This is a genomic window from Arthrobacter sp. StoSoilB13 (assembly GCF_019977255.1).
Lineage (GTDB): Bacteria > Actinomycetota > Actinomycetes > Actinomycetales > Micrococcaceae > Arthrobacter.
The window spans coordinates 516,467-536,562 of the sequence record NZ_AP024648.1 but is presented as its reverse complement, the minus strand read 5'-3'; the positions used below and the strand labels follow the sequence as shown (position 1 = coordinate 536,562).

At 62.8% G+C, this 20,096-nt stretch carries 15 protein-coding genes, 1 tRNA gene and 1 pseudogene; 11 read left to right on the top strand and 6 right to left on the bottom strand.

Annotation, left to right across the window (positions count from 1 at the left end):
• Positions 1-338: 338 nt before the first annotated feature.
• Positions 339-415: transfer RNA gene (locus tag LDP01_RS14745), tRNA-Thr, on the bottom strand.
• A gap of 135 nt (positions 416-550) precedes the next feature.
• A complete protein-coding gene (locus LDP01_RS14740) occupies positions 551-1,429 on the bottom strand; it encodes a DsbA family protein (protein WP_224093564.1) in 879 nt (292 codons plus the stop codon).
• Between the two features lie 177 nt (positions 1,430-1,606).
• Between LDP01_RS14740 and LDP01_RS14735 the strand changes: the two genes are divergently transcribed.
• The 5 genes and pseudogenes from LDP01_RS14735 (at position 1,607) to LDP01_RS14715 (ending at position 8,411) form a co-directional block, all read left to right on the top strand.
• Positions 1,607-3,109: an alpha,alpha-trehalose-phosphate synthase (UDP-forming) gene (locus LDP01_RS14735; protein WP_276573611.1), complete on the top strand. Its 1,503-nt coding sequence runs from the start codon at positions 1,607-1,609 to the stop codon at positions 3,107-3,109.
• Positions 3,099-3,902, top strand: a complete 804-nt coding sequence (otsB, locus tag LDP01_RS14730) for a trehalose-phosphatase (RefSeq protein ID WP_224093562.1) — start codon at positions 3,099-3,101, stop codon at positions 3,900-3,902. The genes LDP01_RS14735 and otsB overlap by 11 nt, the downstream gene beginning before the upstream one ends.
• 227 nt (positions 3,903-4,129) lie before the next feature.
• Positions 4,130-5,212, top strand: a complete 1,083-nt coding sequence (locus LDP01_RS14725) for an ABC transporter ATP-binding protein (RefSeq protein ID WP_223935952.1) — start codon at positions 4,130-4,132, stop codon at positions 5,210-5,212.
• A 148-nt stretch (positions 5,213-5,360) separates the two neighbouring features.
• Positions 5,361-6,998, top strand: a complete 1,638-nt coding sequence (locus LDP01_RS14720; RefSeq protein ID WP_224093560.1) for a beta-N-acetylhexosaminidase — start codon at positions 5,361-5,363, stop codon at positions 6,996-6,998.
• A pseudogene (locus LDP01_RS14715) lies at positions 6,995-8,411 on the top strand (DUF4032 domain-containing protein). Before LDP01_RS14720 ends, LDP01_RS14715 begins: the two are co-directional and overlap by 4 nt.
• A gap of 1 nt (position 8,412) precedes the next feature.
• On the opposite strand, the gene LDP01_RS14710 reads toward LDP01_RS14715, so the two are convergent.
• Positions 8,413-9,114: a GntR family transcriptional regulator gene (locus LDP01_RS14710; protein WP_224093559.1), complete on the bottom strand. Its 702-nt coding sequence runs from the start codon at positions 9,112-9,114 to the stop codon at positions 8,413-8,415.
• 34 nt (positions 9,115-9,148) lie between these two features.
• Positions 9,149-10,615, bottom strand: coding sequence for a chlorohydrolase family protein (locus LDP01_RS14705; protein WP_224093558.1), 1,467 nt, complete (start codon positions 10,613-10,615; stop codon positions 9,149-9,151).
• 130 nt (positions 10,616-10,745) lie between these two features.
• Here LDP01_RS14705 and LDP01_RS14700 point away from each other — a divergent pair, with 130 nt between their 5' ends.
• The 6 genes from LDP01_RS14700 (at position 10,746) to LDP01_RS14675 (ending at position 18,002) form a co-directional block, all read left to right on the top strand.
• Positions 10,746-11,798, top strand: coding sequence for an ABC transporter permease (locus LDP01_RS14700; protein ID WP_224093556.1), 1,053 nt, complete (start codon positions 10,746-10,748; stop codon positions 11,796-11,798).
• Between the two features lie 43 nt (positions 11,799-11,841).
• Positions 11,842-13,566, top strand: a complete 1,725-nt coding sequence (locus tag LDP01_RS14695) for an ABC transporter substrate-binding protein (protein WP_224093555.1) — start codon at positions 11,842-11,844, stop codon at positions 13,564-13,566.
• A gap of 82 nt (positions 13,567-13,648) precedes the next feature.
• The gene (locus LDP01_RS14690; protein ID WP_224093554.1) at positions 13,649-14,650 is read left to right on the top strand and encodes an ABC transporter permease; all 1,002 of its coding nucleotides are present in this window, start codon (positions 13,649-13,651) and stop codon (positions 14,648-14,650) included.
• Positions 14,647-15,705 (top strand): ABC transporter ATP-binding protein, encoded by a 1,059-nt coding sequence (locus tag LDP01_RS14685; RefSeq protein ID WP_224093552.1) that lies wholly within the window; start codon positions 14,647-14,649, stop codon positions 15,703-15,705. Before LDP01_RS14690 ends, LDP01_RS14685 begins: the two co-directional genes overlap by 4 nt.
• Positions 15,706-15,713: 8 nt before the next feature.
• A complete protein-coding gene (locus tag LDP01_RS14680; protein ID WP_224093550.1) occupies positions 15,714-16,736 on the top strand; it encodes an ABC transporter ATP-binding protein in 1,023 nt (340 codons plus the stop codon).
• Between the two features lie 36 nt (positions 16,737-16,772).
• On the top strand, positions 16,773-18,002 hold the full coding sequence (locus LDP01_RS14675) for an amidohydrolase family protein (protein WP_224093548.1): 1,230 nt from the start codon (positions 16,773-16,775) through the stop codon (positions 18,000-18,002).
• A gap of 81 nt (positions 18,003-18,083) precedes the next feature.
• Here the strand turns inward: LDP01_RS14675 and LDP01_RS14670 are convergent, their stop codons facing one another.
• Both LDP01_RS14670 and LDP01_RS14665 read right to left on the bottom strand, forming a co-directional pair.
• Positions 18,084-18,596 (bottom strand): pyridoxamine 5'-phosphate oxidase family protein, encoded by a 513-nt coding sequence (locus tag LDP01_RS14670; protein WP_527249082.1) that lies wholly within the window; start codon positions 18,594-18,596, stop codon positions 18,084-18,086.
• 35 nt (positions 18,597-18,631) lie between these two features.
• Entirely contained in the window at positions 18,632-19,996 is a 1,365-nt protein-coding gene (locus tag LDP01_RS14665; RefSeq protein WP_224093544.1) for an MFS transporter, read from the bottom strand.
• Positions 19,997-20,096: the final 100 nt, after the last annotated feature.

Here is a 20,096-nt window from a genome sequence, read left to right as displayed (position 1 = left end):
GGCACGAATGAGTGTGCCGTAGATGGGCCCAGTACCGCTTCAGTTCGCCAGTTCGGCGCGTCGAAACCGCAGCTCGCGTAACGAGCCGTTCAACGGCGAGCCCGTGAATGGCAGGGATTCCAGGTCTATGCGTGCTGACAGGCCGCCCGCTGGACTTGAGATAGTCGGGAGTGTATGAGCCGCCCCGATCGGTCCTGTCCGCAGGTGTCGGAAGAATGCCTACAATCTCGGCGCACAAAACCCTCCCGCATGGCAGGGGCGGAAGGAGTCCGGAAGTCTCCGGGAAAGCAAAACCGCGGCGCTACCGGACTTGGTCCCGGTAGCGCCGCGGATTTTTGTGGAGCCCCCTGTCGGATTCGAACCGACGACCCCCGCTTTACAAGAGCGGTGCTCTGGCCAACTGAGCTAAGGAGGCATGCGCCGAAAACGACGCTAGATAAGGTTAGCCCAGACCCTCCCCGTCACGGAAATCACGAAGACGGCCAGCCACCCCAGGATGAGCGCAAGGCACAAACCGAGGCGACCAGCCGCCGTCGTAAATTCCTGAAACCTAGCCCTTGGCGTCAACCGCGGTCTGGATTTCAGCGTTCAGGTCGGTGGATCCATCCCACTTCTTGCCGTCGATGAACACGGTTGGGGTGCCCGTGATGCCGATGGCCGCCGCTTCTTGCGTAGCCACCTTTACGTAGGGCCGGTACTGCTTGCTGTCCACGCAGGAGTCGATGTTCGCTGCACCTACCTCCTTGGCCATGGCCTTGAGGTCGTTGTCCGAGATACCGGCGCTGCCTTCGGCAGGCTGGCGTTCGAAGAGAAGGTTGAAGAAGTCGGCGTACTTCTCAGGCGAAGAGTTCACCACGCACGCTGCGGCATTTGCGGCGCGTGAGGAGTAGTTGGTGGTGGATTGCTGGTCCAGGAAGCCAAGGGGACGGTACTCGACGGAAATCTTGCCTTCGTTGCGTAGTTTGGTGAGCGACTCCCCGTAGGTTGTCTCAAACCGCTTGCAAACCGGGCAGATGAAGTCGATGTAGGCGATCACCTTGACGGGCTTGCCGGCCTCGGGCTCACCACCGGGAACAGTGATCGTGGCGGGCTTGGTTGCCGGAGCCGAAGGGACGTCTGCCACGTTCACGGACGAAGCATCGGACTTTACGACGTCGGAGTTGGCCAGCAATGTTACGCCGCCGTGCACGTTGCCATTCGCGGGAGTGGGACCCTGATCGGCGATCGGCGCGCTTTGCTGGATGCTGGTGGTCACTACCAACGCGATGACGGCAAGGATCGCGACAACGGCCACCACAATGCCCCAACCGATCAGGAGTTTGTTGCGCTTTTCCTTTTTCAGCTGCGCTTCGCGGATTTCGCGCGCTTTCTCCCGTGCCTGGGCGGTGCGTTCAGCCTTGGAGAGGCGGGGTTCGTTTGCGGGGCTCATCAGTTCCTCGGATTACTCGACGTCGGTAGTGCATAGCTAGGGCAACGGGGTCAGTTTACGGGAGCAAACTTGAAGATTCGGCGCGCACGCAATGACCCGGTCGTTGAACGATCAACCGCCCTCTATGATTCCGCCGGTAGGCTGGGAGGTGAGTCACAGCAACCCCAGGGAGCAGTAATGCAGGATTTGGCAAGCGAAAAACTCAAGACGGAAGACGGCGTTAGGGCCTCTCCCACCAGGAAGCCAACGGCGAGCAAGTTCGACTTCATGGTGGTGTCCAACCGCCTGCCCGTCGATCGCTGCAGCAGCGATGGCGACGGCGATGGTGGCGGGGGCTGGCGACGCTCACCGGGCGGCCTGGTTACCGCGCTTGCACCGATGATGACAAAGTCCGACGGCGCGTGGGTGGGCTGGCATGGCGCCCCGGATGAAACCGTGCGCCCTTTCAGCCACGAAGCGATGGATCTTGTCCCGGTCCAGTTGAGCAGCCACGACGTCGAGCTGTACTACGAGGGCTTCTCCAATGCGACCATCTGGCCGCTGTATCACGATGTCATCGCCCCGCCGGAATTCCACCGCACGTGGTGGGATTCGTACCGCCAGGTAAATAAGAAGTTCGCCGACGCCGTCATCCGCCATGCCGCTGACGGCGCGACGGTGTGGGTCCAGGACTACCAGCTCCAGTTGGTTCCCCGCATGCTCCGCGAGGCACGGCCGGACCTGAAGATCGGCTTCTTCAACCACATTCCCTTCCCGCCTCCGGAGATCTTCGCCCAGCTGCCGTGGCGCCGCGAGATCATTGATGGCCTGCTGGGTGCGGACCTGCTGGGCTTCCAGCGTCCCAGCGATGCCGGCAACTTCATGCGCTCTGCCCGCCGCTTCCTGGGCGCCAGCGTCAAGCAGCAGCAAGTGCATGTGAAGGGCCCGGACGGCGAGGTCACCCACATTGCCCGGGCGCAGGCCTTCCCTATTTCCATCGATGTGGACCAGATCCGGGAGCTGGCCGGAAGGCCGGACATCATCGAGAGGGCCAAGCAGATCCGCAAGGACCTGGGCAACCCGAAGACCATCCTTCTTGGCGTGGACCGCCTGGACTACACCAAGGGCATCGGCCACCGCCTGAAGGCCTTCGAGGAACTCCTGCGTGAGGGCAGCATCAAGGTGGAGGACGCCACCCTGATCCAGGTAGCGAGCCCCAGCCGGGAACGCGTGGAGCAGTACCGGCTTCTGCGTGAAGAAATCGAGGGCACCGTCGGCCATATCAATGGCACCTACGACACCATCCAGAACACTGCAGTCCGCTACCTGCACCACAGCTACCCCGTTGAGGAAATGGTGGCGCTGTACCTCGCCGCGGACGTCATGCTGGTCACGGCGCTGCGCGACGGCATGAACCTGGTGGCCAAGGAATACGTGACGGCCCGTTCCGAGGACGACGGCGCGCTGGTCCTGAGTGAGTTCGCCGGCGCTGCCGACCAATTGAAGCAGGCGCTGCTGATCAACCCGCATGACATCGATGGCCTTAAGTCGGCCATTCTCCGGGCCGTTAACCTCTCCCCCAAGGAAGCCCGCCGCCGCATGAAGCTGATGCGGAAGCAGATCCTGGACCACGACGTCGATCATTGGTCGGCGGAGTTCCTGGCCGCCCTCGAGGAGAAGGTGGTGCGCGATGACAGCTGAGCAGACGCCCCTGTCTTTGTCCCCGGAACTGTTGGACGCCATCCGGCGTATCGCTGGCACGGACCATCTCCTGGTGGCCTTGGACTTCGACGGCACCCTCTCCCCAATCGTGGACCATGCTGGTGACGCCCGGCCCCTTCCGCGATCCGCTGCGGCTTTGGACGCCCTTGCTGAACTGCCGCGCACGACGACGGCACTCATCTCGGGACGCGCCCTGGACAGTTTGCGCCTGGTCGCCTCGCCTCCTGTGAACACGTTGCTGATTGGCAGCCACGGCGCGGAGGTATGGCTGGGCGAAGGGTCCGTGGGCCTGGAGTTGGATGACGAACAACGTGCACGGCTCGCTTCAGTACGCGACGTCCTGGCCGGCATCGTCGATATCGCGCCAGGGACGTTGCTCGAGGACAAACCCGCCGGAGTCGTCCTTCACACACGGCTTGCCGACGACGACGTTGCGGAAGATGCAGTCGAGGCCGCCACGCGGGTTCTGCGCGAACATCCTGGCGTGTACGTAAAAACCGGCAAACGCGTGCTGGAGACGTCCGTTGTCAAGGCGTCCAAGGGCGAGGCAGTGGAGTTCCTCCGTCAAGCGACCGGCGCCACGGCCATTCTGTTCGCCGGCGACGACGTGACCGATGAGGACGCCTTGGGCCGGCTGATGGGCGACGACGTCGGCATCAAGGTGGGCTTGGATTTCACCCAGGCCGAGTACCGGGTGGAAGCCCCGGTGCAGGTTGCGGAACTGCTGGAAGCACTCCTGCGGGAGCGCCGCCGCGTCACCGCGGAAGCATGATCCCGTCACCGCGGAAGCATTAGCGGGACCAACGTCACATGTGACGTTCGTAACATTTGCGCAGTAAATCCAAAAGTCTGACATACTCTTGAACGTGATGTGACGCACAGTACCGTGCGACGTCACACGATCCTCCCCGGCCAATGGCCGGGGAGTTCAACTGAAGAAAATGAACCATTCACAACGGATCGTCCGGCACGTACCTGCCGGTGAAGGGATTGATAACTGTGGCTACAGTTACTTTTGATAACGCTACGCGTCTGTACCCGGGCACAGATAAGCCCGCCGTCGATAAACTCAACATCGACATCGCCGATGGCGAATTCCTGGTCCTCGTTGGACCCTCCGGTTGCGGTAAGTCCACCTCCCTGCGCATGCTCGCAGGTCTTGAGGATGTGAACGCCGGCCGCATTCTGATCGGTGACCGCGACGTCACGGATGTTCCGCCGAAGGACCGCGACATCGCAATGGTCTTCCAGAACTACGCTCTGTACCCGCACATGACTGTTGCGGACAACATGGGCTTCGCGCTGAAGATTGCAGGCGTCTCCAAGGAAGAGCGCGCCGAGCGTGTTCGCGAAGCCGCCAAGCTTCTTGACCTCGAGCAGTACCTGGACCGCAAGCCGAAGGCACTCTCCGGTGGTCAGCGCCAGCGTGTTGCCATGGGCCGTGCAATCGTCCGTAATCCCCAGGTCTTCCTCATGGACGAGCCCCTTTCCAACCTTGACGCCAAGCTCCGTGTCCAGACCCGTACGCAGATCGCGTCCCTGACCCGCCGCCTCGGCGTCACCACGGTTTACGTGACGCACGACCAAGTTGAGGCAATGACCATGGGTGACCGCGTCGCAGTCCTCAAGGACGGCCTGCTCCAGCAGGTTGACACCCCGCGCAACCTTTACGACCGCCCGCAGAACGTCTTCGTTGCAGGCTTCATCGGCTCCCCCGCCATGAACCTGCTGGAACTGCCGGTCGTCGACGGCGGCGTCCAGTTCGGTGGCACGGTTTACCCGGTCAAGCGCGACGTCCTCGAAGAAGCACACGGACAGACGGTTACTGTTGGTTCACGCCCGGAAGACCTCGAGACGGTCGGCAACGGCGAAGGCCTTCAGGTTGAGGTTGACGTCGTCGAAGAACTCGGCGCCGATGCCTACGTCTACGGCCACACCATCCTGGATGGCAAGAGCCACGACATCGTTGCCCGCGTTGACGGCCGCCGCCCCCCGATGAAGGGCGAGTCCATCTTCGTTCGTCCGCAGTCCGGCCACGTGCACCTGTTCGACACCAAGACCGGCCTGCGCCTGGGCGACTAATCCCCACCGGCACCCTAACCTCGCTCCGCTTCGGCCAGGGAACCCTGCCGGCGTGGGGCCAGCCACCAGAAGTATCCGCACTGTGACAGCGGCCCGACCCCTTCCGGTCGGGCCGCTCTCGCGTTAACCTTTCCGCAGAAGGAACGGCATGAACACCACGGACAACCTGATCCCCCGACCCGTACACGTCGCGCCATCGGACGGTCAGGCCTTCACGCTTGCCCCTACGGCCCGGATCGCGGCAAGCGAGGCAGCAGTCCCGGTCGCGGAGCAGCTGGCGGTGCTGCTTCGCCGCGGCACAGGTTTCGCTCTTCCCGTCGTCGGGACAGCCGACGCCGGCGACATCGCCCTGGAGTTCGTGGAAACGCTCGACGGCGGTCCGGAGGCTTATCAGCTGACTGTCACCGATGCCGGTGCACGCCTCGCGGCAACAACCCCCGCTGGCCTCTTCAACGCAGTCCAAACGCTCCGCCAGTTGTTCCCGCCTGCCATTGAACACTCCCTCACCGGTGAAGACGATACGAACAACACGGATTCGAACAGCACGGATTCAAACAACGGGACCGGCGGCACCTGGGTGATTCCCGCCGTCGTGATTAAGGACGCGCCCAGGTTCACCTATCGCGGACTCATGCTCGACGTCGCCCGGAACTTTTTCACGGTCGAAGAGGTGAAGGAGCAGATAGATGTCATGACCCAGTTCAAGCTCAATGCCCTGCATCTGCACCTGACGGATGACCAAGCTTGGCGTATCGAGATCCGAACGCCCAAGGAAAATCCATCGGGCCTGGATTATGGCAAGCTCACGGAAATCGGCGGAGCAGGCGCGGTGGAGTTCCCCACTGCGGCACCAGTCCGCGGCCGGGAGGGGTTCTATACCCAGCAGAACTTCAGGGAGATCCAGGAATACGCCGCTGCCAGGAACGTGCTGGTGGTCCCCGAAATCGATCTGCCAGGCCACGTCAATGCGGCCCTTGCAGCCATACCGCAGCTCAACCCGGACGGCCATGCGGCAAGCATGAGTACCTCGGCAGCAGTGGGCTGGTCGACGCTGGTTGCAGCCCTTCCTGTGACGTATGAGTTTGTCAGGGAAGTCCTTGAACAATTGGCAGCCATGACCATCGGCCCCTACCTGCACATCGGGGGTGACGAAGCGTTGGTAACGGATCACGAGCATTACGTCAGCATGACGCAGGAGTTCGTCCGCATCGCCGATGAAACCGGCAAGAAAGTGGTGGGTTGGAACGAGTACGCCGCCGTGGACCTCCGTGAGGGCGACGTCGTGCAGTATTGGTTTGGCGACCTCCCCCCTTTGGTTCAGAAGGCAGAGTCCACGGGGTCCTTGATGATCATGTCCCCTGCGGCAAACACGTACCTGGACCAGAAGTATGAAGCAACGAGTCCCGTCGGCCTTGAGTGGGTGGACGGTGGGCCGTTCACGTGGGCCGAGTACTACGACTGGAATCCCGCCCAAGGGGGCCTGCAAGATGACAGGATCCTGGGCGTCGAAGGCCCGTTGTGGACGGAGACGGTCCGCAACAACCAGCAGGCCTACTGGCTTCTATACCCCAGGGTAGTTTCCCTGGCGGAAGTGGCGTGGTCGGCCCAGGACGCGCGGGACCTTGGTGACTTCCGACGTCGGCTTGGCGCCTTGGGTGAGCGCCTCACAAGGCAGGGCGTCACCTTCCAGGCAGCACCGGACGTCCAGTGGTCCGCGATGCCCGAATCTCCCTTTCCCCCAGTAATGAACGCCAACACCGGCGAGTACGGAACAATTGAGGCATGAGCGAGCAAAACGGAGCCCAGTGGCACGACGAACCGACCGACTACGGGCAGATCGGCAAGCTCCCCCGGACTGAGGCGGCCAGCGCGCAGGACACAGCACCACCGGCCAGCGTTATCGGTTCCCTTAACATCACTGCCGCCGCGGCGGATCCGGAGTTGTTGGACCTGCCGTGGCACATTGCGCTTGAGGACTGGCCGGCCGAGAACCTCGCCGCCCTCCCCCGCGGTATTTCCCGGCACATCGTGCGTTTCGCGCACTTGGGTGGATCGGTCATTGCCATCAAGGAAACTTCGGAGCACGTCGCCCGCCACGAATACCACATGCTGCGGAAGCTGGCCCGGCTGGACGTTCCCTGCGTGGAGCCGGTTGCTGTCATCACCGGCCGCACCACCGCGGACGGCAAACCGCTGAACCCGGTGCTGGTCACCCGGCATCTGAAGTTCTCCATGCCGTACCGGGCGCTTTTCTCGCAGATGCTCCGGAAGGACACGTTAACGCGTCTCATCGACGCCCAGGCGTTGCTGCTTGTCCGCCTGCACCTCATTGGCTTCTATTGGGGAGATGTCTCGCTTTCCAACACGCTGTTCCGTCGTGACGCGGGCGCGTTCGCTGCGTACCTTGTGGATGCCGAAACCGGCGAGCTTTACCCGGACCTGTCCATGGGCCAGCGCGAGTACGATCTCGAGATTGCCCGCGTCAACATCGCCGGCGAACTGATGGACCTCCTGGATGGCGGGCTCATCGAGGAAAAGGTCGATCCCGTGGCTACCAGTGAACTCATCATGGACAGTTACCGCAGGCTATGGGCTGAGCTGACGGAGAAGGAATCCTTCGAGCTCGGCGAGCGCTGGCGCGTTGGCGCCCGCATCCGCCGGCTCAATGAGCTCGGCTTCGACGTCGAGGAATATGCCATCAAGACCACGGCGGATGGTTCAACCATCCAGCTGCAGCCAAAAGTCGTCGACGCCGGCCATCACCAAAGGCGCTTGCTGCGGCTTACCGGGTTGGATGCCCAGGAGAACCAGGGCCCGGAGGCTGCTGAACGATATGGACCAGTTCAGGGCAGACAACAACCCTGAGCTGGATGAGGAAATCAGCGCCCACGCATGGGTCAGCCAGATCTTCGAGCCGATCGTGCGGTCCATCCCCAGGCACCTTGCCGGCAAGCTGGAACCGGCTGAAGTAGTGCACGAGGTCCTGGAGCACCGCTGGTACATGAGCCAGAAGCAGGATCGCTACATCCCGCTGGCTGAGACTGTGCAGTCCTACCTGGACACTGTGCTGCAGCACCGCAGGGATGAGGCCGCCATCATGTTGAACCCGGACACCGAGATGCTCAAGATTCTTGAGGTTGAGGTGGAGGAGTCAGGCCGGTACGACGAAGTGGATGAGTACCCGGACGCGGACGACTAACTCAGGGTTCCAGGGTCTCGGCAAGACCGGCCAGGACCGGCTCCCGGCCGAGCTCGATGTGCGTGTACGCCAGCGAGTACGCCAGGTCCGGCCGGCCTTTCAGGATGGCGTTGCAGAGCTCTTTGTGCTCGTCCCGTTGGAGCTCATTGCTGCGGTTGTGGGCCAGTCCGAAGATCCAGCGCATGCGGCCAAAGAGCGGCTGCACGGACTCGATGAGCAGCCTGTTGCCGGACAGACGGACGATCTCGGCGTGGAGCTCGGCACTGATCAGCGCGACGTCGTCTGCGCGATCCTCGTCGATGGCGGCGTTGGAGGCTTCCATCAGTTCCTCGAGCCTGCCGCTTGAATGGCCTTCGGCAACGCGGGTGGCAGCCATCCTCGCGGCGAACGTTTCCAGGCAAAGGCGAACGTCGAAGAGCTCGTTGACGTCGGTGAGCGTGAGTTGCCGGACCACGGCGCCGCGGCGCGGGAAGGTGGCCACGAAGCCGTCCTTCTCCAGGCGTTGAATGGCTTCGCGGACGGGGATCCGGGAGACGCCGTACATCTCGGAGAGTTCCCGTTCACGCAGGCGCCCACCCTGTGCGAAGGTGCCCGTGACGATTCCCTCCAACACAAGTTGGTAGACGTGCTCCGCACGGGCTTCGTCATCGCGGCCATTTCCCGTCTCCGGCATCGCCTCAGCCACTGTCAAACTTCCCTTCATGCCAGCGTCCGCTCCATTCGCCGGCCGGCGCCGGTCAGCGTTCCAACCGAGCATACACGGGTGGAAACAGCTCGTCGGAGGGGCGGTTCAGGGCATCCCTGAGTGTGTAGGCGTTGCGCATCCTGGTGAAGAGTTCCTGGGCCTTCGCCCGCCAGTAATCCAGGTCCACTCCCTCTATGAGACCATCGGCCATGATGGTCCGGCCGGCCACCACTGAAAGCACTGCCTGGCGGGCTGTTCCGTTGAGCGTGAGTGTCCTTAGCGGGTCTTCGTGAACCCCGTCCCGGATGTCTCCCAGGGAGAAGGCCACCATGTCTGCCTGGGCCCCGGGCTCCAACCGGCCCAGATCGGTTCGTCGCAGTGCCCGGGCTCCTCCGAGGGTGGCGGCGTCGAAGTATCCGGCGAGGTCGCCGGCGTCGTTGTTGCCTGCCAGGATCTTGCCCAGCTGCACGCCTGCGTCGATGCCCCGGACCAGGTCCGGCGGGAAGGAGTCGGTGCCCAACGAGATATTGATACCTGCTGCCTTGTATGCGTTGAAGGAATCCAAGGTGCTGCCATAGCGCATGGATGTCAGCGGGCAGTGGATGATGCTGGCGCCGCTGTCTGCCAGCCGGGCGAGGTCGCCGCGGTCCTCTCCGAACACGGCTGGGTTGCGGTCAGTGTAGGTGGCATGCGGGATCAGCAAACGTTCGTTGAGCATGCCCACTTGGTCCAGGAGCTCCAGGGGCGTGACTCCATGCCGGTCCAGGATGAGCTTCCTTTCCACGAGTCCCTGGAGGGAGTGCAGGCGAACCAGGACGTCCCGCTCTTCCGAAGCGGCCGCCGTGGCTTTGAGCAGTTCGATGTCCAGGGTCTCGATGCGGCACGGGAGCAGGACGCCGCTGATTAGCGGGTCGTTCAGCTCCGTCGCATGGTCAATGAAGCGCAAGGCGTCCGCGAGCCCCTCACGGCCGCGGTCGACGTCGAACATGACCGAGCGTTGGCCGTTCTCCAACACGACATTCACGCCCGAGCGGTATGCGGGCCCAAGGTAGCCACGCAAGCCCAGCCGTCGGCTGCTCTCCGCCATACCCACGAGTTCCTCGAAAGACTCCGCCCACTCGGAATGGACCTCCGACGCAATGGGCATGTAGGTGGTGATGCCGTGCAGGACCAGTTGGATGAGGGCGTACTCACGGATCTGTTGGCGTTCCTCGGCGGTAAAGACGTCGGCCCGGGCGTTGCGGAAGTAGTCCTCGGACCATTGGTGTCCCTTTGCCTGCTCCGGCCCTGCCCAGCTGTCGAGGATGAGGTGGTCGATGTCGGTCAGGGCATCGAGGTCGATCAGGCCTGGCATCAGCAGTGCGTCACCGAGGTTGAGTTCCTCGTCTACGGGACCTGTGTAGTTGTGCCCGACGTATTCAATGGTGTCGCCGCTGTAGACGACGCAGGCATCCTCGAGCAGCACGTGTTGCCCGTTGTTGTGCCCCAGGACGTAGCGGGCAGTTGCCTTGATGGGCACGTGCACTCCTTTGCTCGAACAAAATAGCTATCTGGTATTCCAAACAGTACATTATTTGTGATTTACATCGCATCAATCCTGATCTAATCTAGTTTGGTATACAAGAATCGCGGAGTCAGCTCCCTGGATCATGAAACGAGCACAACCGTTGACCCAGCTACAGTCCATCGAACCGAATACCGGCAGTCCGCCGCCCACTCCGGCAACCTCGCCAGAGGGCAAAGCAGCCACCGCCGAGGCGCGCTCGCTGCTCGCCACGGCGTGGATGAGGATCCGGCGGAGCAAGATCGCACTCCTGAGCCTGTGCGTCGTGGTGGCCATCATGCTGTTCGCCATCCTTGCCCCCGTACTCAGCGCGATGTCCGGCAATGACCCCTTCACGTCCAACACCAGCCCCGAAGTATTGGACGACTTCCAGACGCCTGGCCTGCCGCTCCCCGGCTACATGTATCCATCGGCCGAGCACTGGTTGGGCGTCGAACCCGGCCTGGGCCGCGACCTGTTCGCCCGGCTTGCCTACGGTGGCCAGGTTTCCCTCACAATCGCACTGCTGTCCACTGCCGTTTCCGTAGTTCTGGGAACAGTGCTCGGTGCAGCCGCTGGCTACTTCGGTGGCAAGACCGATGCCATCATCAGCCGCATCATGGATCTGTTCCTTGCCTTTCCGCACCTTCTACTAGTGCTCTCACTGACGCCCATCCTGCAGTCGCGCCTCCGGGACACGCCGCTGGGTGAAGGCAGCTTCCTGCCCATGGCCTCGCTGGTGATCATCCTCGGATTCTTCGGCTGGGCTTATCTGGCCCGAATCGTCCGAGGCCAGGTGCTGAGCCTCCGCGAGCGCGAATTCGTCGAAGCGGCCCGTTCCTTCGGGGCTTCCCACCTGAGTGTCTTGTTCCGCCAGATCATCCCCAACGTCATGGGAGTCGTCCTGGTGTACGCCACCATGTTGATCCCCACCAACATTTCTGCTGAAGCAGCCCTCTCCTTCCTGGGCGTCGGCGTCAAGGACCCCACACCGTCGTGGGGCCAGATGCTGAACGCCGCGCAATCCGGCAACTGGTACCTCAGCGATCCATGGTTCCTGGCCGTGCCTGGCGTCATGCTCATCGTCACCGTCCTGGCGTTCAACCTCCTGGGCGACGCCGTCCGGGACGCGCTGGACCCCAAGGCTTCCCGCCACTAACTTCCAACATCTCCCTCCACCCAACCCCTTCAAGAGGAGCATCATGAAAACCCCCACGAGAGCACTGGCGCTTTCCGTGCTGATTGCCATGGCCGCAACAGGCTGCGCCGCTGGCCAGAACCAGCCCGGCAACACCAAGTCCGCAGAATCGGTCACGGAGTTGGCACCAGTGGTGGTGAAGTCCGGCTTCAACACCAAGGGCGGCAACCTCAACGTCCTGATGTCCTCGGACTTCCAGACCCTGGATCCCGGCAACAGCAACTACGTCCAGACCGCCAATGTGGGCCAGCTGTACTACCGGACCCTCACCATGGCCAAGGAAACCGCGGGCCAACCACCAACAGTGGTCCCCGACCTCGCGACGGACACCGGCAAAGTCTCCGACGATGGCCTCAGCTGGACGTTCACGCTCAAGGAAGGCGTGAAGTTTGAGGACGGCACACCCATCACCTCCGCCGATATCAAGTACGGCGTGGAACGCACCTTCGCACAGGATGTCTTCACCCAGGCGCCGCAGGAGTTGAATTCAGCGCTCGACGCCGGCGGGTACAAGGGGCCGTACAAGGATCCTTCCGCTGTGCTCAAGGCGGTGGAAACGCCGGATGACCGCACCATCATCTTCCACTTGAAGAAGCCTTTCGCGGAGTTCCCGGCCCTGGCATCCCGTTCCAATACAGCCCCGGTCCCGAAGGCCAAGGACACCAAGCTGGACTACACCAACCACCCGGTGTCTTCGGGGCCGTACATGGTGGAGTCGTACAACCGTGGCAAGTCATTGAAGTTGGTCCGCAACCCGCACTGGGATCCCGCTACGGACTCCAACCGCACTGCCCTTCCGGACACGTTCAGCTTCTCCCTCTCTACCTCGCAAGCCACCATCAGCCAGCAGCTGTTGGCTGACTCGGATCCAAATGCCATCACCCTCGATTCCAACGGCGCTCTCCAGACCTCGGATTCCGCCAAGCTGGCCGATGCCAAGGTAAAGGATCGCGTCGCATCCGGCCTTCTGGGCTGCAACGATGTCCTCAGCCTGAACACGGAAAAGATCAAGGACCCGGACGTCCGCAAGGCAATCGCCCTGGCCTTGGACCGCCAATCCATCCTGGTGCAGTACGGTGGACGACGCTTTGGCGAGATCACCCAGAGCCCGCTGAACTCCAAGATGCGTGGTTACGTCGAGACTGAGCTGGAGCTGGATCCTGCCGGCAAGCCCAAGCTGGAGGAAGCCAAGAAGCTCCTTGAAGGCAAGGACTACCCCAAGTCCCTCACATACGGCTACGCCAACAATCGCGATGCCTTCAAGAACACCGGCACCGTAGTCCAGCAAAACCTGAAGGCCCTGGGCATCGATGTTGAGCTGGTGGCCATCCCCGCGCCGAACTACTACTCGGTCCTGGCCAGCGAACAGCTTCCTGACATGGGCCGCTCGGGTTGGTGCGGTGGTGCCGATCCGGCCTCCGTCCGTACGTCAGCGGACCCATTGCTGGGACCGAACAATGAAGGAACCAGCTATGGCTTCTCCAACACCTCCCGCTACTTCGATCCCGTAGTTTCCAAGACGATGTTCGATCTGCGCAACACGGACGGTACTTCTGAAGAGCTGGGCAAGAAGTGGTCCGAGGCGTTCGGTACGGCCCTGAAGACGTATCCGATCGTCCCGCTCATCCGCAGCCACACCAACAGCGTGGTGGGATCCAACGTCCGTGACGCCCAGGTGGGCTACTTCTTCGGCGGCATCGACCTCTCGATCGTCGGCGTCGAGCACTAACCGGGCTTCGACAACACATCGCCATAGTCCAGAAGGAGAAGCGGGGCCGCCTGCTCCAGCAGGCGGCCCCGCACCCACCACAATGATGACTTTTATTCTTCGCAGGACCGGACCGTTGGTCCTGCTGCTCGCCGCAGTCAGTTTCATCACTTTCACGCTCTTCCAGCTTGGCCCCTCCGACCCCGCGGCCGCCGCCTGCGGACAGGAATGCACCCCCGAACGCGTGGCCGAGGCCCGCGTTGCCCTGGGCATGGACCAGCCCTTCTTTATCCAGTACATCGACTACATGCGCGGCCTTTTCTCACCGCGCATGATTGGTGCGCCCGGAGCCCAGACGCTCTGTGAATGGCCATGCTTGGGCAAGTCTTTCCAGACCAATGAGAGCGTTGCGGACATCATCGCCCGCTCGCTCCCGTACACGTTCTCCATGGCCATTGGGGCCCTCATCCTGTGGACCATTACCGGCGTCGGCTTGGGCCTGCTCGCTGCGCTGCGCAAGGGCTCGCCCGTGGACAAGTTCATCGTCGGCGCGGCCTCGGTGGGCGTATCGCTGCCCATCCCGGTGACGGGCCTTTTCCTGCTGCTTCTCTTCGTCAACCAGCTGCACCTTCTGCCGTTCACGACCAACGAGATCAATAGCCCCTTTGGTCCACACGGGCCGGGCGCGTGGGTGGCGAACTACCTGCTGCCATGGATTGCGTTGGCCGTCCTGTTCAGCGCCTCCTACATCCGCGTCACCCGGACCAACATGATCGAGACATTCGGCGAGGACTTCATCCGCACTGCCCGCGCCAAGGGCCTGGCCCCCCGGACCGTCACGTTCAAGCACGGCGTCCGTGCCGGGATCACACCTGTTGTCACCATGCTTGGCATGGACATCGGCTTGCTCCTGGGAGGCGCCGTCCTTACCGAGCAGATTTTCTCTGTCCCCGGCCTGGGATTCACTGCCGTGCACGCCGCAATCTCGGGTGACCTGCCGGTAACCATGGCCATCACCATGCTGGCCGCGTTCTTCGTCATCGTCGCCAATGTTCTGGTGGACCTTGCCTACGCCGCCATCGATCCCCGAGTGAGGCTCCAATGACCCACACACCACTGACGTCATCCCCTGCCCGCCGCCCAGCGGGCGCCACGGCCACCGCCCCCTTCCTGGACGTCCGAAACCTCTCCGTGAAGTTCCCCACGGATGACGGTCTGGTCTCCGCCGTTAACGGGATGGATTTCACCCTGGAGCGCGGCAAGACCCTTGGCATCGTGGGCGAGTCCGGCTCAGGAAAATCCGTCACCAGCCAAGCCCTCATGGGCCTCCTTAAGGGCACCTCGGCCCACGTCACCGGACAGGCAATGTTCCAGGGCAAGGACCTTGTCACGCTGCCCGAATCCGCCATGCGCCAACTCCGTGGCCGCAACATCGGCATGATCTTCCAGGATCCTCTTTCGGCGCTCCATCCCTTCTATACCGTGGGACACCAGATCGCCGAGGCCTACCTCGTCCATAACAAGGCAAGCAAAAAGCAGGCCCGGAGAGCCGCCGTCGACATGCTGGGAAGGGTGGGTATCCCCAGTCCCGAGCAGCGCTTCGATGAATACCCGCACCATTTCTCCGGCGGCATGCGCCAAAGGGCCATGATCGCCATGGCACTGATCTGTGAACCGGAACTGCTGATCGCTGACGAACCTACCACCGCGTTGGACGTAACAGTCCAGGCCCAGATCCTGGACCTCATGTCAGAGCTGCAGGAGGAAACCAATTCCGCGCTCATCCTCATCACGCACGACCTCGGCGTCGTGGCCGAAATCTGCGACGACGTCCTGGTGATGTATGGCGGCCAGTGTGTCGAATCGGGTCCCGTGGACGAGATCTTCTACGACACCCGGCACCCCTACACTTTGGGCCTGCTCAATTCGATGCCCACCCTGAACGGCTCCGCGAGCCAGCTGAACCCCATACCCGGCCAGCCGCCGTCGCTCCTTGACCTGCCCAAAGGCTGCATCTTCAGCGCCAGGTGCCAGTACGCCGAACTCGTGGGCGACGGCGTCTGCGCCAAGCAGAGGCCTGAGTTTACGGTGGACGACGGGCATGGCAAGCGCTGCCACCTGAGCGGGCCGCAGATTATTACCATCCGGAATTCGCGTTAGGACCCGCCATGGAACATCAACCAATTCTCCAGGTGGAGAACCTCCAGAAGCACTTTCCGCTCAAGGGCGGCCTCCTGCCGGGGGCTCCCAAGCGATCGGTCAAAGCGGTCGACGGCGTCTCCTTCAGTCTCGCTCGAGGCCAGACTTTGGGACTCGTGGGTGAGTCCGGTTGCGGGAAGTCGACCACGGGACGCATGGTGGCACGGCTTATGGACCCGACGGGCGGGCGGATCATGGTGGATGGCACCGACATCAGCCAGCTGCGCCGCAAGGACCTGTACAACTTCCGGCGCAAGGTCCAGATGATCTTCCAGGACCCCTTCGCCTCCCTGAACCCGAGGCAGACAGTGGGCACAGCGATTGCAGCTCCCATGGTTGCGCAGAAGATCAATCCGCAAGGCGGCCTGAAGAACCGGGTCAAGGAACTCCTTGACCAAGTGGGGCTCAAACCTGAGCACTACAACCGGTTCCCGCACGAGTTTTCCGGTGGGCAGCGGCAACGCGTCGGAATTGCCCGGGCCATCTCCCTCAACCCGTCGGTAATTGTTTGCGACGAGCCCGTCTCCGCGCTGGACGTCTCCGTGCAGGCGCAGGTAGTGAACCTCCTGCAACAAATCCAGCGCGACACCGGCGTTTCCTACATCTTCATTGCCCACGACCTCTCCGTGGTCCGGCACATTTCCCATGACGTTGCCGTGATGTACCTGGGCAAGATCGTGGAACAGGGGCCCCGGGATGAGCTCTTCCAGAACCCGCTGCACCCCTACACCAAGGCCTTGCTCTCTGCAGTTCCCCTGCCGGATCCCCGCGCATCACGCGAGCAAGTGAAGATCCGGTTCCGGGGAGACCTCCCATCACCGGCCAATCCGCCCAGCGGTTGCGTCTTCCGGACCCGCTGTCCGCTGATCAGCTCTCTTCCCGAGGAACAGCGCCAACGCTGCATCAACCAGATTCCCACGCCTGCCCAGCCGGCTGCGCCCGCCTGCCACCACACAGGTATGGCAGCAACGGTCCTGGCCGGCGTGCAATAGATGCAGGCAACAGATTCACGAGTAAAGGAGCATCCATTGAATACCCTGATCCGCGCCGTCCGTCCTTGGGGGAACGCGCTCAGCGACGTCACCCTTGCGGCGGGCGAAGCAGGCGGCAAGATCACCGCCGTCGAGCCTCATGACCCTGAGCGCGTCGTTCCAGATGGCGTGACCGTTGTGGAAGGCCGTGGACGCCTCCTGCTGCCGGCCTTCTCCGATGTCCACGTGCACCTGGATTCCACCCGGATCGGCCTGCCGTTCCGCGAGCACACCGGCGGTCCGGGTGTGTGGACCATGATGATGAACGACCGCCTCAACTGGCGCAACGCCGAAGTCCCCCTGCAGGACCGCGTCAATGACACCCTGGGCCGGATGATCGCCCGTGGCACGACGCGTGTTCGTTCTTATGCGCAGGTGGATGTGGACTGCCGGCTGGAGCGTTTCGACGCCGTTGCTGCTGCCAAGGAGAAGTTCGCCGGTCAGGCTTCCGTGGATATCATCGCGTTCCCGCAGGCTGGATTGTTGCTTGAAGAGGGGACGGTGGAGCTCATGGAGGAGGCGCTGAAGGCGGGTGCCAACGTCATGGGCGGGATTGATCCGTGCACCTTGGACCGGGATCCGGCGAAACACCTGGACATCGTGTTCGGCCTGGCTGAGAAGTACCAGGTGCCAATCGACATCCACCTCCATGAGCCCGGCGAGCTGGGCGTCTTCAGCACCGACCTCGTGCTGGAACGCACCCGGGCGTTGGGTATGCAGGGCAAGGTCACCATGTCCCACGCCTACCAACTGGGCAGCGTCAACGAGGCCACAACGCGCAGGCTCATTGATGCCTTCGCGGAACTTGACGTATCCATGGCTTCGGTTGCCCCGGCTGCCGCAGGCGAACTGCCCATCCCGCTCCTGACAGAGGCCGGGGTGCGTTATGGATTGGGCGAGGACGGCCAGCGCGACTACTGGTCCCCCTATGGCAACACGGACATGCTGGACCGCACCTGGCAGCTCGCATTCACCCATGGCTTCCGCAAGGACGAGTTAATCGAGCATTGCCTGGCGATCGCCACCATCGGTGGGGCGAGCATACTTGACCCCGGCGCTACCAGGCTGAAGGACACTGCCCACCGTCCCGGCGTCGACGTCGGAGATCCGGCCGAGCTGCTTCTGGTGGACGGCGAGACTGTAGCTTCCACAGTCATGGACCGTGGAAAGGACCGCACGGTGATCCACGCCGGCAAGGTGGTGGCCGACCAACTGGAACTGCTCTAACTGCTACGAAACCCGCTCGTGTCCGAGCTCCCGACCGTACAACGGTCTGAGCGCGGACAGAGCGGGTTTCGGCGTTAAGCGCTACTCGCTCCTGGCTGTGGGCGCGTCATCCAGTGGCGTCCACCAGGTTGCAGGAGGCGTCACCTTGAAACGACGCCCGGACACGTCCGATGGAACAATGCGGATGAACTGGTCCTTTTGCCCCGCTTCCCAGGGAAACAGCAGCAGGCCGATGGTATCCAGCACGTCCTGCGTCAGCTTCACGGCGGAAGCCTGCCCCTTGATCACCACGCTCCAGGCCACTCCGGTTTGCGCATCGACACCGTCAGCCTCGATCGCAACAGGAGCATCACCAAGGGCTGCATGAAGCTTGGTGCCCTCCCCCGTGCGGAAGACCATGGTCCCGTGGTCCACTTTGTAATTCACCGGAAAGATGTCCGGGTGGTTGTCCACCCACACGGCAAGCCGGCCCACTGAAACTCCACGGAGGAGTTCCCAGCATTCGTTGGTGTCCAGGACTTCAGTGGCGGGAGTGTTGGGGGTGTTGTCGCCAGACGTTGAGTTGGTCATATCGCAGAGGATACGCCGGAGCATAGCCGGCCGACAGTGGTCGAACCCCGCCTGATGGACTATTCACCCCCGCGCGCGAGGGTGAATAGTCCGTTGGGGGATGCATTACTGCTTACCGGCTCAACATTCACTACGGGCCCACGTATGGCCAGGAAGCCTGCAGCGGCCAGAACCACCGCTTGGGCCGCGAGTGCCCAGAACGTGACTTCCCAGCCTCCGGTCCACGCATGGAGCAGCCCGGCGACGAGTGGACCGAGCGAGGCAAGGGCGAACCCCAGCCCTTGGCTCATGGCCGAGAGCTTTCCCGCTGTCTGCGGACCTGAGGAGCGGATCACTACCAAAGCCATCGCCAGGCCGAACCCGGCGCTCTGGACGATTCCCAGAATCCCCACCATCAAGAACTGCAGGGCGGACGGCGCCGCGAGGACTCCCAAAAGTGCCAGGGCAACCGCCAGTCCCAGGCCGGGTGCCATTATCCGCAGGATGGCAGGACGACCGGCCAGCACAGGAGCCAGCAGGCTCGCGGGGAGCCCCGCAAGGCTGAACCATGCCAGCAACCCAGCAGCGTCCGCCGATGACAGCCCCTTGGAGACGAGATAAACCGCCAGCCATGACGTGATCGCGAAGTAGAGCATGGCCTGAAGTCCAAAGAAGGCCGTGACAGCCCAGGCTGTGCGCTGCTTACGCAGCGGTGTGACTTGCAGCGGCGTGACTTCCGACGGGCTGACTGGCGCCGGGATGACAGGCGCCGGGAATACAGAGAACGACGGCGCGCCCTGCGTCAGCGGCGAAACGGCGCCTGCCGCTGACCCGGCTTTGCGAGTGGAGGTGCCCGCCGGCGTCGACCGTCTTCCGGAGCGTTGGATGAGGCATGCTCCCAACAGTGCCGGGACGGCCCACACCGCCAGCGCCCAGGCGAGGCTCCCGCCCAAAGTCTGGGCAAGGGGCTGGACCAAACCTGCGCCGAGCGCTGCTCCAAGCCCAAAGCCCATGGTGCAAAGTCCCGTCCACCAGCCGGAGCCGTGGTTCGCCTTGACGATCTGCGGAACCAGCACACTGGCCGTCATGATTGCCATGCCTGCAAGGAACGTGCCGGGCAGGAGGAGCGGGGGTACAAGGACCCTGACGATCAACGCGGCAGCGAGAAACAACAGTGCAAGCGCCACAGCAGGCCCGGTTCCAAGCCGCCGGGCAAGCCACGGCCCAATCGGCCCGGAAACACCGAAGGCCAGGACCGGCAACGTACCCAAAACTGGGAGCATAGCCGGATCCAAGTGAAACGCCCCCGGGACCTGGTTCATCACACCGGCAATGGTGGTGATGGCAGGCCGGAGATTGACGGAGACCAGCACCAAAGCCAACAACACCAGGACACGGGACACCCGCGAACGCCGCCCACCCAGCCCCAAACGCTTCTCGCGCACGCAATTCTCCTCATGGCAATTTTGGTATACCAAACAAGACTACGAGGAGCGCGACTCAAAGTAAACCCACCAAACATGCTGCTACTAATGCGAACTGAGA

Excerpts from the sequence above, each read along its gene's own strand:
- LDP01_RS14670 (WP_527249082.1), bottom strand. The coding sequence starts at position 18,596 with ATGCTCCGGCGTATCCTCTGCGATATGACCAACTCAACGTCTGGCGAC.
- otsB (WP_224093562.1), top strand. The coding sequence starts at position 3,099 with ATGACAGCTGAGCAGACGCCCCTGTCTTTGTCCCCGGAACTGTTGGAC.
- LDP01_RS14720 (WP_224093560.1), top strand. The coding sequence starts at position 5,361 with ATGAACACCACGGACAACCTGATCCCCCGACCCGTACACGTCGCGCCA.
- LDP01_RS14700 (WP_224093556.1), top strand. The coding sequence starts at position 10,746 with ATGAAACGAGCACAACCGTTGACCCAGCTACAGTCCATCGAACCGAAT.
- LDP01_RS14710 (WP_224093559.1), bottom strand. The coding sequence starts at position 9,114 with ATGAAGGGAAGTTTGACAGTGGCTGAGGCGATGCCGGAGACGGGAAAT.
- LDP01_RS14740 (WP_224093564.1), bottom strand. The coding sequence starts at position 1,429 with ATGAGCCCCGCAAACGAACCCCGCCTCTCCAAGGCTGAACGCACCGCC.
- LDP01_RS14685 (WP_224093552.1), top strand. The coding sequence starts at position 14,647 with ATGACCCACACACCACTGACGTCATCCCCTGCCCGCCGCCCAGCGGGC.
- LDP01_RS14735 (WP_276573611.1), top strand. The coding sequence starts at position 1,607 with ATGCAGGATTTGGCAAGCGAAAAACTCAAGACGGAAGACGGCGTTAGG.
- LDP01_RS14690 (WP_224093554.1), top strand. The coding sequence starts at position 13,649 with ATGATGACTTTTATTCTTCGCAGGACCGGACCGTTGGTCCTGCTGCTC.
- LDP01_RS14680 (WP_224093550.1), top strand. The coding sequence starts at position 15,714 with ATGGAACATCAACCAATTCTCCAGGTGGAGAACCTCCAGAAGCACTTT.
- LDP01_RS14695 (WP_224093555.1), top strand. The coding sequence starts at position 11,842 with ATGAAAACCCCCACGAGAGCACTGGCGCTTTCCGTGCTGATTGCCATG.